Genomic DNA, 14173 nt, shown 5'->3' on the forward strand with positions numbered 1-14173 from the left:
AGGTCAATGGCTTTTCAGATACTTTTAAATTTCTTCATTGCAGTCGTTTGGATGTTCATGACAAGTTCATTGACACCTTCTACGTTCATTATTGGGTATATTATTGGGTTGTTGATGATTATCATGACGCGCCGCTATTTCAGGAGCCGCCTTTACGTCTGGCGGATCTGGTCTGCATTGAAACTGACCGCAATCTTTTTGCGGGAGCTGATCATGTCGAATATTTCTGTGCTGATGCTGGTTATCAAACCAGACCTATCGACGATGCAGCCAATGTTCTTCGCGTTGCCGACTGAACTTGAGCAAGATTGGGAAATTACGCTGTTATCAAGTTTAATTACATTAACACCCGGCACGGTCGTTGTTCATGTTTCCGATGATCAGCGCACACTGTACATCCATGCCATTGATGTAGATGACGTGGATGAAGCAATTGACTCAATTAAAAACACATTCGAGAAAGCCATTATGGAGGTGAGCCGGGGATGAACCTGTTTTATTCTGTCTGTCTCGTGCTGGTCATCTTGTCTATGCTCGGATTGCTGTATCGTGTATGGAAAGGGCCTTCTGTTCCGGATCGGCTCGTTGCACTGGATGCGGTTGGTGTCATGCTGATTTCCGCTATCGCACTGCTGTCCATCCTGTTTGATACACCCTTCTTCATCGATGCAATTCTGCTGATTGCGATTATGTCGTTCATCGGTACGGTGTCCTTCTCTAAATTCATTGAGAGAGGAGAGATTATCGAACGTGGATCTGATCGCTGATAGTATTATCATATTGCTAGTTACTGTGGGAATCATGTTTACGATTGTCACCGTCATAGGGATTTTACGGCTGCCGGATGTGTATACACGTGCGCACGCTGCATCGAAAAGCGCCACGCTCGGTGTCATGAGTTTATTGCTCGGGGTATTCTTCAACTTTTGGTGGAATGAAGGCCATTTCAGTATTCAGCTGCTGCTCGGTATCGTCTTCTTATTCATCACTTCTCCAATCGGCGGTCACTTGATGACACGTGCTGCTTATATGTCAGGAGTTCAACCGACAAAGTTAACAGTCGGGGATGATTTAAAGAAAGCGATAAAAAAGAAGCGCGAAGAAATAGAGAAAACCACGCAGGAGGATTGATCCTCTCTGCGTGGTTTTTTTAATAGTATGGATAATAAGGATAGTAAGGCGGGTAATACGGATAGTTATAATAAGGCGGATAATATCCTCCAAAGCCGCCACCGTAACCGTAGCCGTAGCCCGGCGAAAACGCGTTACCGAGGAATCCTCCGACTAATCCGCCAAGGAATGGCGCTCCGAATCCAAAACCTCCCCCGTAGCCACCGCCGTGACCGCCTCTGTGGCCGCCTCCGTAACCGCCTCTATAACTGTTTCTTGTCATTCAAGCTCCCCCTTTCCCTTTATCCTATGCCCGCTGATAAAAGTGGATTGGGGAAAGAGCCCAACTGTGATTATTCCTGTTCTTCTGTTTCAGCAGCCAGACGCTCTACAAACGTCGCCAATGTACGCACCATCACGCCTGTCGCGCCCTTAGGACCAAGCACATGCGAACTCGCCGCATCAGAAGTGCCCGCAATGTCTAAATGAATCCAAGGTGTATCGCCGACAAATTCTCCAACGAAGCCGCCGCCGAAAATCATATGGCCATCGCGCCCAGGTGAGTTGTTCAAGTCCGCCACATCACTTTTACGAATCCGCTTACGGTCATTTTCCGTTAACGGCAGCCGCCAGATGAACTCCCCTGTTTCCTCCGCTGCCTCTTGGAATTGCTTATAGAACTCATCATTATTTGTCAGTGTGCCAGTTTTGTCATTGCCAAGCGCCACAATGACACCGCCTGTCAATGTCGCTACATCGATCAAATACTCTGCACCTGCCTGCTTCGCATATGTCACCGCATCAGCCAGCACTAAACGGCCTTCCGCATCTGTATTCAGCACTTCAATCGTCTTGCCGCTGAGCGAGGTGATGACATCATCCGGCTTGAATGCATTTCCAGAAATCATGTTATCAGTAGAGGCGATGACCGCAATGACATTCTTTTTCGGTCTGGACTCTCCTATGATGCACATAGCGCCCAGAACGGCTGCAGCGCCACCCATATCACCTTTCATGCCGACCATGCCTTCACGGGGCTTCAGTGAGTAGCCGCCCGTATCGTACGTAATTCCCTTGCCGACTAACCCAATGACATCTTCCCACTGTTCCGTAGCCTGATATTTCAGCACGATCAGCCGAGGCTCTTCCACAGAACCTTGGTTTACTGCAAGAATTGCGCCCATGCCTAGCTCTTCCATCTCCGCTTTGCCAAGAATATCGATTTCCAGATCATAGCTGTCTGCCAATTCACGTGCATAATCTGCCATTTTAGCCGGTGTCAATAAATTCGGCGGCACATTGACAAGTGTCCGCGCTTCATTGACTGCATGCGCATAAATCATACCGACTTCGCCTGCCGCTTTGACACTTTCCTCATCTGACGCCGTAATGAAAGTAACTGAAGTGAGCGGCACATCTGCTTCGTTGGAGGATGTCTGGAACCCTTCATAGACGTAAGAACCCATGCCAATGCCTTCCGACGCCAAGTATGCGACGTCATCGCAACTGATTTCGTCATTGCAGAACGGTGCTGTCCAGACGCTCACAGTGCGCACACGGTCTTTGTGCAGCTGTTTGCCTACTGCTGCAAACAGTTCGCGCAGCGGCTGCTCAGCAAGCTCCTTTTGCTTTCCTGCACCTACAAAGTAGACCCTCTTGTAGGATTGTTTCGATAATGCCGGCATTTTTGTAATCGCTTTAAATTTCTGCTGAACGTCATGCGATTTAATCCAGTCCGGAAGAGATGGATGGAATGCTTCGGCAAACTGATCAAAGCCCTCTACATTTTCCGGGTGATCGGGCACTCCGATAATAAGTGCATCTACTTCTTTTTGATCAATTGCGGATGCAGTTTCTACGTTTATCATCTGTTGATCCTCCCTTTTCTTTACGGTTTCCCCCTACTAGTATAGACTAGTCAGATTAGCACTTCCAACCACAAGGATTGTTTGGTTTTCTCAACGATTCGCTGATCATTATGGTATACTGATTGCTAAACTAAGACAGAAACGGAGTGGAATCACTTGGCAATTTTTGAAAACATACCGCTCCTCGCAGCGCTGTTCGCCATTCTATTTGCCCAATTCGTAAAAATACCGATTCATTTTTTATTGACACGTAAACTGGATTTCGGTCTAATGACTTCTACTGGCGGCATGCCCAGCTCCCACTCAGCAGCCGTCACCGCACTGACGACTGCAATTGCGTTTGAAGCCGGTCTGGATTCCCCTTTGTTTGCGGTTTCTGCCATCTTCGCAGTCATCGTCATGTTCGACGCGACCGGCATCCGCTACCAGGCGGGACAGCAGGCCGTCATCATCAACCAGATGCGGTCTGATTTTCAAGTGTTCGTCGACGATATCAAAGGCTGGCCGAAGAAGGACAACGAAACCAAAATTCAGGAACTCAAAACCTTGCTCGGCCACAAACCAAACGAAGTATTCTTCGGCGCCCTGACAGGAATTCTTATCTCGATCTTTACGTATACCGTGATTTTGTGAGTGGAAAGCACGTCGGTTTCTGGTTTCAGAAAAGTAACTGGCTGCTGCTGCGTAAGCGTTGTTCTGCTTTTATTTCGGGTCATGATAACACAGGCCGACGTCATTGTAATGATAGAAGCTAAACGGCATTGAACCCGCTGCGGCGCTGGCGGATGGCTTCCGTTTAGTGAGCGAATGTCGTTTAGGCTACTGATTTTTGAAATGTGACGGGCAAGTGCTGTGCGGATGTTTTTCTGCTTTTTGCATCGAAAACGTAATACACCAGTTGCCGTCATTGTTGTAAGAGAAGCAAGACGGCATCGAACTCACTGCGGCGCTGGCGGATGGCTACGCAATGAGCCAGACAGGAAGACCGCCTGGCTGTCTCATCACTTCGCCGACCGCTTGTAAGGCGCCTCCGTTTAGTTAGGGGGAAGCAGAACATGACACGTCATTTTCTAAAGCATACGCCAGTCGGCAACGGGTCACTGCACTCCTCCTCTTTTATAAGAGTACATGAATAACTTCCACTCAGCAGCGCAGGCACAACTGCGGGGTCGGCCGAAGTCATGAGACAACTGGCGCGCACTTTCGCCAGCTGGCTCATGACGTAAGGCAATCCCCCACGTGCCTGCGCGGGTCCAAAGAGTAGACACTCGCTAACTCCAATCCCCGACAAAAAGTCGAGCTACGATCCCAAAACAGAGACAGAACGGCATTGAACCCACTGCGGCGCTGGCGGATGGCTACGCAATGAGCCAGACAGGAAGACCGCCTGGCTGTCTCATCACTTCGCCAACCGCTTGTAAGGCGCCTCCGTTTAGTTAGGGGAAGCAGAACATGACACGTCATTTGCCAAAGCATACGCTAGTCGTCTACCAGTCACTGCACCTCTTCCCTTTTAAAAATGTAACCTGACTTGCTCCCACTCAGCAGCGCAGGCACAACTGCGGGGTCGGCCGAAGTCATGAGACAACTGGCGCGTACTTCGCCAGCTGGCTCATGACGAAAGGCAATCCCCCACGTGCCTGTGCGGGTCCAAACAGCGGACACTCGCTAACTTCAATCCCCGACAACGAGTCGAGCTACGATCTCAAAACAGAGACAGAACGTCATTGAACCCACTGCGGCGCTGGCGGATGGCTACGCAATGAGCCAGACAGGAAGTACACCTGGCTGTCTCATCACTTCGCCGACCGCTTGGGAGGCGCCTCCGTTCAGTAAGGGGTAAGCAGAAGATGACACGTCTTTTGCCAATGCATACACCAGTCACCAAGCAGTCACTGAACTTCTTCTCTTTTAAACTACAACCTAGATTGCTTCCACTCAGCAGCGCAGGCACAACTGCGGGGTCAGCCGAAGTCATGAGACAACTGGCGCCGCACTATCGCCAGCTGGCTCATGACGTAAGGCAATCCCCCACGTGCCTGCGCGGGTCCAAAGGGCTGACGCTTGCTACTTCAATCCCCGATACACAGTCGAGCTACGATCCCAAAACAGAGACAGAACGGTATTGAACCCACTGCGGCGCTGGCGGATGGCTACGCAATGAGCCAGACAGGAAGTACACCTGGCTGTCTCATCACTTCGCCGACCGCTTGGGAGGCGCCTCCGTTCAGTAAGGGGTAAGCAGAAGATGACACGTCCTTTGCCAATGCATACACCAGTCACCAAGCAGTCACTGAACTTCTTCTCTTTTAAACTACAACCTAGATTGCTTCCACTCAGCAGCGCAGGCACAACTGCGGGGTCAGCCGAAGTCATGAGACAACTGGCGGCGCACTATCGCCAGCTGGCTCATGACGTAAGGCAATCCCCCACGTGCCTGCGCGGGTCCTAAACGCTGACACTCACTAATTACAAACCCCAACACCCAGTCGAGCTACGACCCAGCACAAAAAAACGGAGCTGTAACAAGACGTCGTAAGCTACGACTTCCTGTACAGCCCCGTTTTTTTCATGTCCAAACATAACAAAACGCATCAAAACATCTGATACCCCATCCTGCGCAGCGCCTTCATGACAAAGCCTGCGATAATTGCGCCGACAAGGCCACTCGCCAAGATTACGATATCCACTGCATGAAGCGACATAATGTTCGCCCCGAGCTCACTGAAAGCAAATCCAGGCTTTGTAATGTACTGATACATCGGAACATCATCAATAATGAAAACTACGATTATCGGATACACAATTGCCATAAGCCACGTCATGCGCAGCAGCATATTCACTAAAAAGCCGATACCGAAAAACATAACGATAAATATTAAGATCGATAGCAAAACTTGTGCTACAGATATAGTTTGCATGCCTGCTAACCTCCAGTTCATCACTTCAACATTTTACAGGATGACCCGACAGCTTTCAATAGAACAAGACAGAGAACCGCAGACGTTCTGTGCAGTTGTCATGAATTCTTAAAATCTGACAGCCGAATTTACCCGCCAGGCAGGCTCCCAAAGTTGACTTACTTCTATTATTGTAGAAGGCATAAAAAAACACCCGCCGAAGCGAGCGTTTTTCAAAGACATTATAAAATGTTGAATTTACCTTTTTTGATCGTTAAGCCTAGGCCGCCAATCATAAATAATGCGCGGTTATCAATCATTTTTTTCATAAATGACGCTTTTGCGCCTGTCACTTTTTTATCGAATACGACACCGATAGCGTCAGAATCGCCAAGTGAGCAAACACTTCCTTTTAGATCCGGTACAAATTCCGCTGTCGGCTTGCCCTTCATCAGTGCGATGATGTTATTTGCGATCATATCCCCTTGCTGCATAGCAATCTGTGCAGTTGGAGGATATGGCCGGTTGATTGCTTCGTTGATCATCAATGCACAGTCTCCGACTACGAATACATCATCGAATCCTGGCGCACGCATATCCTTTTCAACTTTTACTCGTGCACGCATGTTTTCAATGCCTGATTCTTCGATTAAACGGTTTCCGCGGACACCCGCTGCCCATACAACTGTACCAGCTTTAATGAATTCAAATTCATCTTCACCTTTTTTGATCTTGACGCCCTCAGGAGTTGCTTCTACAACCGGCGTACCGATAGAGAATTCTACACCTTTCGCGCCCAATTGGCGGACTGCATAATCCACTAGTTCAGGATCAAAGCCCGGCAAAACCATCGGTGCGGCTTCTACACATAATATGCGCACCTTTTTAGCAGGTACGTCATATTCTTTACATAGCTCTGGCACACGGTCTCCAAGCTCACCTAAATACTCGATTCCTGTGAAGCCTGCTCCGCCGACGATAATTGTCAACCGGCTGTCGTCTTTGACTTCTTCAGTAGACCAAGTAGCAAATTGATATTCCATATGATCACGGATTTGACGTGCAGCATTGACGTTTGCAATGGAAAGTGCATACTTGTCCAACCCTGGAATGCCGAATGTTTCACCTTCAAAACCAAGTCCGATTACTAGATAATCGTATGTATGCGATCCAAGATTTGTCTTTACGCTCTTTGTCGCCACATCGATTCCAGTAACTTCTGCCTGGATGAACTTTACTTTATTACTATTGATGACACTTGAGATATCATAGCGCACCTGCTCTGGCGTCAATGTGCCTGCAGCCGCTTCGTGCAGCCATGTAGATTCATAATGATACTCATTTTTATTGATGAGAACGATGTCCGCCTCATCTGCACCTAATGACTTTTGTAAATTGACAACGGTCATCAAGCCACCGTAACCTGCTCCCAATACTAAGATTGTCGGTCTTTTCACGTAAATCGAAACCACCTTTGAGTTTATTAAATGCCGAGTACGTGTAAAAACAATCTTTCATTGGTTTTACGCAGTGCCGGACATTTAGTTTAATATTAATATAAACTAGCTTTCATTCTTATAGTAGACCTTTTGGGCATATTTTTCAACCGAATTATTATTGTGCAAATAATCAATTATGAACCGTAATATGCCTCCGGTGTAAAAAGACAAAACTGATCCCGCTTCATTCTCAAAGTGTGGCAGTCTGTTTATTCACAATCTGCTGGTGCCCCTGCTTTTTTAGCAGTTCTGAATGAAGTCCCGCATCCGCAGTTCGCAATGGCATTCGGATTGTCAATGGTGAAGCCTCCGCCCATCAAAGACTCCTTGTAATCCACTTTTGTGCCTTCCAAAATGGCTGCATCTTCATCTTTGACCAGTACAGGAATACCATGCGCAGTATAAGAAATATCATCATCTTCTTTTTCCTGTGCAAAGCCTAGACCATATGTTAATCCGCTGCATCCTCCGCCATTGACGGATACGCGCAGAAATGAACCTTCTTCTTCATTATGAGTCATCATTTTTTTTACGTGAAATGCCGCTGCTTCTGTAATTTCTACTGGATTCATCTATATTCACACTCACTTTCCACGATTTGTTTTATCATATCAATCTTTTTCACCGTATTGCAAACAAATAGTCCCCCTAATAGGTCTTTTTTGCTGTATAATAAGACTCAGAACAGAAAGGAATGATGACTGTGGAAATCAGCCCATTTTACGATAAGAAAATGCTTTGTTTACTTTGTAAAGAGCATTTTTCTACTACCAAAATCCGTTCACGTCAAGTAAGAGTTATTGATCACGACAGCGATTTTAGACCCATTTATATAAACAAGGAAATTAACCCTATTTTTTATAATGTTGCCGTATGTCCGAATTGCGGTTTTGCCTTCACTGATGATTTTGCACCTTATTTCGCACCAGGCACGAAAGAAATGATCGCCCAAAATATTACTGCCAAGTGGCGCAGCCGTTCATTTGGAGGGATCCGCACGAAAGAACAGGCAATTGAAGCCTATAAGCTCGCGTATTTAAGCGCCAATTTCAAGAAAGAAAAACACTTGACGATGGCAGGTATGATGCTCCGTATCGCATGGATTTACCGGGAAGATGAAAACCGTGCAAAAGAGATGCGGTATCTGGAAATTTCACGAAATTTGTACATTCAAGCTTTTTCTGAAGGTGATTATGTCGGCACTCAGATGTCCGAAACCCGCGTTCAATATATAATTGCCGAGTTGTCGTGGCGCATCAATGACCGTGCGGAAGCAATCCGGAACTTTTCCAGAGTCATCGAAACACAAAAAAGATCCACTGAGCCCACAGTTATTCAAATGGCCAAAGATCGCTGGCAAGAAATCCGGGATGAAGAAACCGCCATAAAGGCAGTTAAATAATCAAAGCCGTGCAAAGAAGATGAAACTTCCTTACACGGCTTTCTTGTTAAATAAAAATTAAAAGACCTGTTCGACTTCTACAACGCCTGGCACTTCTTCAAGCAATGCACGTTCAATACCGGCTTTTAATGTAATCGTTGAGCTTGGGCACGTTCCGCATGCGCCTAAGAGACGCAACTTCACAATTCCTTCGTCGATATCCACCAGTTCGCAGTCCCCTCCGTCTCGCAAGAGGAATGGGCGCAATTTATCTAGCACTTCTTTTACCGGCTCATATAATTTAGTATCTGTTGTCATTGTAATCACTCTCTCCTTTCCTTATACTTATTATAAACTGCCCAGCAGAAAAAATCCAATAATGAATCGGAGGTTTGACTTTTTATGACCCAATCACCAGTAACCATTGAAGTTTACGGAGCAGAAGTGATCTGTGCAAGCTGCGTAAATGCTCCTTCTTCCAAAGATACGTATGAGTGGCTCGAGGCGGCAATATCAAGAAAGTACCCTGAACAGCCATTTACGATTACGTATATTGATATCAACTCAGACATTACTGAACCCAGACAGCAGGAAATTGCGGAGAAAATTCGCGATGACGAGTACTTTTATCCTCTAGTTATGATTGGCGGCGAAATGATCGGTGAAGGCCACATTCAGCTAAAACCGGTTTTCACTGCACTGGAAACACATGGATATCAATCCCAATAAATTGATAATCAGACGAATTAATTGAGAACAAGCATGTTGGTTCTTCCGTCTGCTTTGCACGAGAAGCGTGCCGTTCTGTGATGAACGGCCGCTTCTTTTTATGTATCTTCCCACAAGCCGGGCTGACGATTTTGCCCTCTATAAATTCTCAATTTAAAACTACTGTCGCACCCGGCAGCAAAACAAAAAGAGCTTTCAAAGAAATTCGCATGGCGGCGACTTTCCTGAAAACCCATTCTGTATGTTGCATTTTAACCGTTATGCCATTTGTACATCCACAGCAATCCGGATTTCATCAGACGTGCGATTCTTCCTGTAACGGTACGATCCGCCAAGTACGCAAATCCTTGTTTCTTTCCAAGTGAACCCATGAAGCCTTTTAACTTCAGCTCTGGCATTTCCGGCATTAACGGCTCGTCCTTCCAGACCAGACGCAGCACTTGTACAATCTGCTCTCCCTGAACTTCTGCCAGCTGGGCACTCGGCGCATGCGGAAGCGCAGCGACATCTCCCACTACGTAGATGTTCGTGTAGCTTGGAACCTGATGGTACTGGTTGAGCACGATACGGCCCGAACGGTCTTTTTGAACAGTGAGGTCTTCAATGACTTTGCCGGGCTTAATACCAGCTGTCCAAACGACAGCGTCGATGTCGATCGTTTCTTCATGATTATATAGAACTGATTCGCCCACTTTGGTGATATTTGAGTTTGCGACCACTTCCACGTCGTTCTGATCAAACCAACCCTTTACGAAGTTACTTAATCGTTCAGGGAAGTCACGCAAAATACGCGGACTTCTGTCAAATAGTTTAATTTTCAAATCAGGCCGGCTCTCACGTAATTCACTTGCCAACTCGATTCCGCTCAGTCCTGCACCGACAATACCTACCGTCGCACCGTCGCCAAGCCCAAGTAATGTCTGATAGGTTTTGCGGGACTTCCCAATCGTCTGAATGCTCAGTGTGTGTTCTGCAGCACCCGGCACGTTATGGAAGTTATCTTCGCTCCCCAGGCCAATTACGAGCTCATCATACGGAATGGCACGGCCATCTGCCAGCAATACTTCATTTTCCTCCGGCTTGATTTCCTGAATCTCACCTTCTATCACTTTCAGCTGGTCATGAACTGGAATGGCTACCCGGACATCAGAATCAGGAACTGTTCCTGCCGCCAGTGCATAAAATTCCGTTTTCAAACTATGAAACAGGGTACGGTCTACAAGAGTAATTTCTATATCGCTCGGCAATTCTTTATTCAGCAAACGCAGCAGAATTCGCATATTACCATAGCCGGCACCCAGTAAAAGTAATTTTCTCATATAGTTCTCCTTCTATGTCTATTTTCATGTTGCATCTCATTTGTTATTATAACAGTTTGTGATGACTTTCACAATATACCTAGTTCGTTGACGCTTACGTAAAAAAAGAGTACCATTTCTAATAGGCGAGGTGAGAAAGATGAATCCCATCGTGGAGTTTTGTATCAGCAATTTGGCGAATGGTTCTTACCCCGTATTCGAGACATTGGAGCGGGATCCAAACATCGATGTGCTGGAATACGGCTGTTTAAGTTATTGTACAAAATGCAGTGATACGTTATATGCAATTGTGAACGGTGAATTAGTCGAAGCGGAGACCGCGGATGAATTGACAGCACGAATTTATCAGTTCATTGAAGAGAATCCACTTTTTTAATAGCATAAAAAAACAACGGATGTCCCGGAAGTTGCCAAACTTCAAGGTACATCCTTTTTTATGCGGTTTTACGTGTTCGCAGTGATTGAGCAATGTGCGGAATTAGCTTTCCTGCTCCCTTTTCTGACAGTCATTTAGCGAAAAAGCTGCACAGGAAGTTGTTGCGCTTCTTGTGCAGCTTTTGTTTATTTCGGCCAATCGGCAAGACCGGATAAAATATATGTCGGACGCTTTGCTTTTTGCAGCACTTCTTCCATTGGTGTGACGCCGGTGGCAACGTACGCCGTATCGATGCCATAGCGTATGCCCGCCATAATATCTGTATCATAATTATCTCCGATTAATATCATCTCTTCTTTTTCATAGTTCCCCTGCTGCTGAATGAATTCAAGCATATACGGCTCAGGTTTACCTACGACGAGCGGCGATGTTTCAGTTGCCGCTTCCATCAGCTTCAGAAAAGATCCGTTGCCGGGAACCAGTCCTTTTTCAGTCGGAAATTTAATGTCTTGATTGGTGCCTAAAAAATGCGCTCCATTGCGTATCGCAAGGCAGGCTTCAGCAATTTTTCCGTAAGTAATCTGGCGGTCAAGCCCCATCAGCACGATATCCGGATTGGCGTCCGTGAGTTCAATCTGTTCTTCTTCCAACGCTTCTTTCAGTCCCGCTTCTCCAATCATCATGACGCGGGCGCCTGCATAATGCTGCTTACAATAACGGGCAAGTGCTGTCGCTGAATTCATAATACGATCCACTTCCGTCCGGACACCGAACCTCGCTAATTTCTTTTGCTGGGCTCCCCGTGTCAGCGCGGCGTTGTTCGTAATGAAATATGTATCAGCACCTTTCGCCTGAAGATCTGTCACAAAATCCACTGCTTCCTGAATCGGTTCACTTCCGCGATACATTGTGCCGTCCAAATCAAAACAATACGCTTGATACTGTCTCATCATTCAGTTGGCAGAAACGCTGAAACCGGTCCTAATTCATTCGTCAAATAATCACGGACTTGGCCCGGGAATAGCTTGAGCTCATTCAGAGTTTCACGAATAGATGTTTCAACAGCCTCTGTATCGACTTCCATAAATTGGCGAACAATCATCGGGCGCAATGAAATAAACGCTTTCAGCGGTACTGACTGTTCAGATTGAATGACTTTTTCATCTTCGAGTATATCGATAATATCATCATAACTCCCCGGATCACGCATAATAAACCCGTCAATCATCGAGTTTCCTACATCAATAATGCCTTCAATCAAGCCATGTGCAATTCGCTCCACAGCCAGTTTGTTTACTTCGTTTTGCTGCCAGCTTGATTCCTTTTCAAAGATGCTTATCAATTGCTCCATATACGCTAAAGTCTTACTGATTTTATTTTGGTCCACAAAATACATAATGTTCTTCCTCCTCGTTTACTTCCTGTCTCTATCTTACCATATTTTCAACGAAACAAATAAAAGCACAGGGCTAATTTTAGTCTGCCCGGTGCTTTTATTTTTATTGATTTGTAATAGAAGCAGTCGCGGATTCAGATTGTACTTCTTCTGCTGTTTCCGTTTCAGCGGATACAGGTTTTACTTTTCCGATCTTCTTCAGAATGAAATACGCACAGCCGAAATTGCAATATTCATAAATATAATCCTGAACTGTGCTGATTTTCGTTTCATAAGTAGATTTGGAATTACGATCTTCAAAAAAACCTTTTAATCGTAACTGCCCGTATCCCCAGTCGCCTAAAATATAATCATACTTCAGCAGCACTTCGCTAAACCGTTCATTCAAAGCTTCTTCATCGAAACCTTCACGAAACTCTTTCGCGATCTCGTACTGCGTATTCTCTAAAATAACCATCTTCTGCTTCACTTCCATTTACCTGCTCGCTTGCTCTTCAAGTTTCAGCAGCTCTTCACCTTGGCGCTGTTTCTCTTTCGCCGAAGCATTAACTTGCTCGTCTGCGTGGTAGCTTGAGCGTACAAGCGGCCCTGCCTCACAATGAGAGAACCCTTTAGACATTGCAATTTTACGCAATTCTCCAAACTCATCAGGCGAATAATATTTTACCACTTTTGCGTGCTTTTTTGTCGGCTGCAAGTACTGGCCGATCGTCATGATATCGACATTATGCGCGCGAAGATCGTCCATGGTTTCAATGATTTCTTCCACTGTTTCCCCAAGTCCGACCATCAGAGAAGACTTCGTCGGGATCTCTGGATACATTTCTTTGGCACGTGCCAGCAGTTCAAGTGAACGGTCATACGTTGCACGCGCACGAATTCTAGGTGTCAAACGGCGTACAGTTTCAATATTATGGTTCAGGATATCCGGTTTTGCGTCCATCAGACGCTGCAGGTTCTCCCGGTCGCCGCCCATATCAGACGGCAGTACTTCAATACTTGTGAATGGATTTTTCCGGCGGATGGCACGGATTGTTTCTGCAAAAATAGCAGATCCTCCGTCTTTTAGATCGTCACGCGCTACGGCAGTTACGACGGCATGCTTTAAATTCATTAATTCGACAGATTCCGCTACGCGTTCCGGTTCAGCTGTATCGAGTTCATTCGGCAGACCTGTCTTTACTGCGCAGAAACGGCAAGCTCTTGTACATACAGCACCCAAGATCATAAAGGTAGCAGTACGCCGCTCTCCCCAGCACTCGTGAATGTTCGGGCAGCGCGCTTCTTCACAAACCGTATTTAAGTTTTTCTCACGCATTAACTTTTTTAGACCTGTATAGTTCTCGTTGGTGTTCAGCTTAATCTTAAGCCAATCCGGCTTCTTTATATGCTCTGTTTTTCTTCCAGTCTCAGGTTTGCATGACAATGGTACCGACTCCATTCTGTTAATAAATTCTTCTCATGTCAATGTAACATAAATTCAGAAAACGTTCAATTACAGATAGTGCCGGCTTCAGACGACGGTGTGAATATATCGGGTACGGAAGATCTACTGCCGAAACTTTCCCGCTTTTCATATAAAAACACCTGCAGCT

19 protein-coding genes are annotated in these 14173 nt (G+C 46.1%); 8 read left to right on the top strand and 11 right to left on the bottom strand.

The window, feature by feature from the left end; all coding sequences use genetic code 11:
• The first annotated feature begins 6 nt into the window (after window positions 1-6).
• From SporoP37_RS04440 to mnhG, 3 genes are read left to right on the top strand one after another with little or no spacing between them, the layout of a single operon-like run.
• Window positions 7-489: a Na+/H+ antiporter subunit E gene (locus tag SporoP37_RS04440; RefSeq protein ID WP_081242493.1), complete on the top strand. Its 483-nt coding sequence runs from the start codon at window positions 7-9 to the stop codon at window positions 487-489.
• Window positions 486-767: a Na(+)/H(+) antiporter subunit F1 gene (locus tag SporoP37_RS04445; protein ID WP_085430346.1), complete on the top strand. Its 282-nt coding sequence runs from the start codon at window positions 486-488 to the stop codon at window positions 765-767. The genes SporoP37_RS04440 and SporoP37_RS04445 overlap by 4 nt, the downstream gene beginning before the upstream one ends.
• Window positions 751-1131, top strand: coding sequence for a monovalent cation/H(+) antiporter subunit G (mnhG, locus tag SporoP37_RS04450; protein ID WP_085430347.1), 381 nt, complete (start codon window positions 751-753; stop codon window positions 1129-1131). The genes SporoP37_RS04445 and mnhG overlap by 17 nt, the downstream gene beginning before the upstream one ends.
• Before the next feature lie 19 nt (window positions 1132-1150).
• Here the strand turns inward: mnhG and SporoP37_RS04455 are convergent, their stop codons facing one another.
• Both SporoP37_RS04455 and SporoP37_RS04460 read right to left on the bottom strand, forming a co-directional pair.
• Window positions 1151-1393: a hypothetical protein gene (locus SporoP37_RS04455; RefSeq protein WP_081242496.1), complete on the bottom strand. Its 243-nt coding sequence runs from the start codon at window positions 1391-1393 to the stop codon at window positions 1151-1153.
• A gap of 70 nt (window positions 1394-1463) precedes the next feature.
• The gene (locus tag SporoP37_RS04460) at window positions 1464-2978 is read right to left on the bottom strand and encodes a leucyl aminopeptidase (protein WP_085430348.1); all 1515 of its coding nucleotides are present in this window, start codon (window positions 2976-2978) and stop codon (window positions 1464-1466) included.
• Window positions 2979-3134: 156 nt separating this feature from the next.
• Between SporoP37_RS04460 and SporoP37_RS04465 the strand changes: the two genes are divergently transcribed.
• Both SporoP37_RS04465 and SporoP37_RS16855 read left to right on the top strand, forming a co-directional pair.
• Complete coding sequence (locus SporoP37_RS04465) at window positions 3135-3611, top strand: divergent PAP2 family protein (protein ID WP_081242498.1); 477 nt, start codon at window positions 3135-3137, stop codon at window positions 3609-3611.
• 1235 nt (window positions 3612-4846) lie between these two features.
• Entirely contained in the window at window positions 4847-5107 is a 261-nt protein-coding gene (locus SporoP37_RS16855) for a hypothetical protein (RefSeq protein ID WP_232329803.1), read from the top strand.
• 465 nt (window positions 5108-5572) lie between these two features.
• On the opposite strand, the gene SporoP37_RS04470 is transcribed toward SporoP37_RS16855, so the two are convergent.
• From SporoP37_RS04470 to SporoP37_RS04480, 3 genes are all read right to left on the bottom strand, one after another.
• Window positions 5573-5899: a YuiB family protein gene (locus SporoP37_RS04470; protein WP_081242499.1), complete on the bottom strand. Its 327-nt coding sequence runs from the start codon at window positions 5897-5899 to the stop codon at window positions 5573-5575.
• A gap of 221 nt (window positions 5900-6120) precedes the next feature.
• Window positions 6121-7335 (bottom strand): NAD(P)/FAD-dependent oxidoreductase, encoded by a 1215-nt coding sequence (locus SporoP37_RS04475; RefSeq protein WP_081242500.1) that lies wholly within the window; start codon window positions 7333-7335, stop codon window positions 6121-6123.
• A 251-nt stretch (window positions 7336-7586) separates the two neighbouring features.
• The gene (locus SporoP37_RS04480) at window positions 7587-7949 is read right to left on the bottom strand and encodes a HesB/IscA family protein (protein WP_081242501.1); all 363 of its coding nucleotides are present in this window, start codon (window positions 7947-7949) and stop codon (window positions 7587-7589) included.
• Window positions 7950-8074: 125 nt separating this feature from the next.
• Here SporoP37_RS04480 and SporoP37_RS04485 point away from each other — a divergent pair, with 125 nt between their 5' ends.
• Window positions 8075-8779 carry a DUF2225 domain-containing protein gene (locus SporoP37_RS04485; RefSeq protein WP_232329836.1) on the top strand — a complete coding sequence of 235 codons (705 nt, stop codon included), beginning with the start codon at window positions 8075-8077 and terminating at the stop codon, window positions 8777-8779.
• Between the two features lie 57 nt (window positions 8780-8836).
• On the opposite strand, the gene SporoP37_RS04490 is transcribed toward SporoP37_RS04485, so the two are convergent.
• Window positions 8837-9076, bottom strand: a complete 240-nt coding sequence (locus SporoP37_RS04490; RefSeq protein ID WP_029054424.1) for a NifU family protein — start codon at window positions 9074-9076, stop codon at window positions 8837-8839.
• 84 nt (window positions 9077-9160) lie between these two features.
• On the opposite strand from SporoP37_RS04490, the gene SporoP37_RS04495 reads away from it, so the two are divergent.
• Window positions 9161-9487 carry a YuzD family protein gene (locus SporoP37_RS04495; RefSeq protein ID WP_081242503.1) on the top strand — a complete coding sequence of 109 codons (327 nt, stop codon included), beginning with the start codon at window positions 9161-9163 and terminating at the stop codon, window positions 9485-9487.
• Between the two features lie 251 nt (window positions 9488-9738).
• Here the strand turns inward: SporoP37_RS04495 and SporoP37_RS04500 are convergent, their stop codons facing one another.
• Entirely contained in the window at window positions 9739-10806 is a 1068-nt protein-coding gene (locus tag SporoP37_RS04500; RefSeq protein WP_081242504.1) for an NAD(P)/FAD-dependent oxidoreductase, read from the bottom strand.
• Between the two features lie 139 nt (window positions 10807-10945).
• Between SporoP37_RS04500 and SporoP37_RS04505 the strand changes: the two genes are divergently transcribed.
• A complete protein-coding gene (locus SporoP37_RS04505; protein WP_085430350.1) occupies window positions 10946-11182 on the top strand; it encodes a YuzB family protein in 237 nt (78 codons plus the stop codon).
• 185 nt (window positions 11183-11367) lie between these two features.
• Here SporoP37_RS04505 and SporoP37_RS04510 read toward each other — a convergent pair whose 3' ends face one another.
• The 4 genes from SporoP37_RS04510 to lipA form a co-directional block, all read right to left on the bottom strand.
• A complete protein-coding gene (locus SporoP37_RS04510; RefSeq protein ID WP_335697793.1) occupies window positions 11368-12132 on the bottom strand; it encodes a TIGR01457 family HAD-type hydrolase in 765 nt (254 codons plus the stop codon).
• Window positions 12132-12578: a DUF86 domain-containing protein gene (locus SporoP37_RS04515; protein ID WP_081242507.1), complete on the bottom strand. Its 447-nt coding sequence runs from the start codon at window positions 12576-12578 to the stop codon at window positions 12132-12134. The genes SporoP37_RS04510 and SporoP37_RS04515 overlap by 1 nt, the downstream gene beginning before the upstream one ends.
• A 103-nt stretch (window positions 12579-12681) precedes the next feature.
• Window positions 12682-13053 carry a YutD family protein gene (locus SporoP37_RS04520; RefSeq protein WP_232329804.1) on the bottom strand — a complete coding sequence of 124 codons (372 nt, stop codon included), beginning with the start codon at window positions 13051-13053 and terminating at the stop codon, window positions 12682-12684.
• Window positions 13054-14019: a lipoyl synthase gene (lipA, locus tag SporoP37_RS04525; protein WP_081242509.1), complete on the bottom strand. Its 966-nt coding sequence runs from the start codon at window positions 14017-14019 to the stop codon at window positions 13054-13056. It abuts the gene before it with no gap.
• Between the last annotated feature and the right edge of the window lie 154 nt (window positions 14020-14173).

The organism is Sporosarcina sp. P37 (assembly GCF_002109365.1).
GTDB lineage: Bacteria > Bacillota > Bacilli > Bacillales_A > Planococcaceae > Sporosarcina.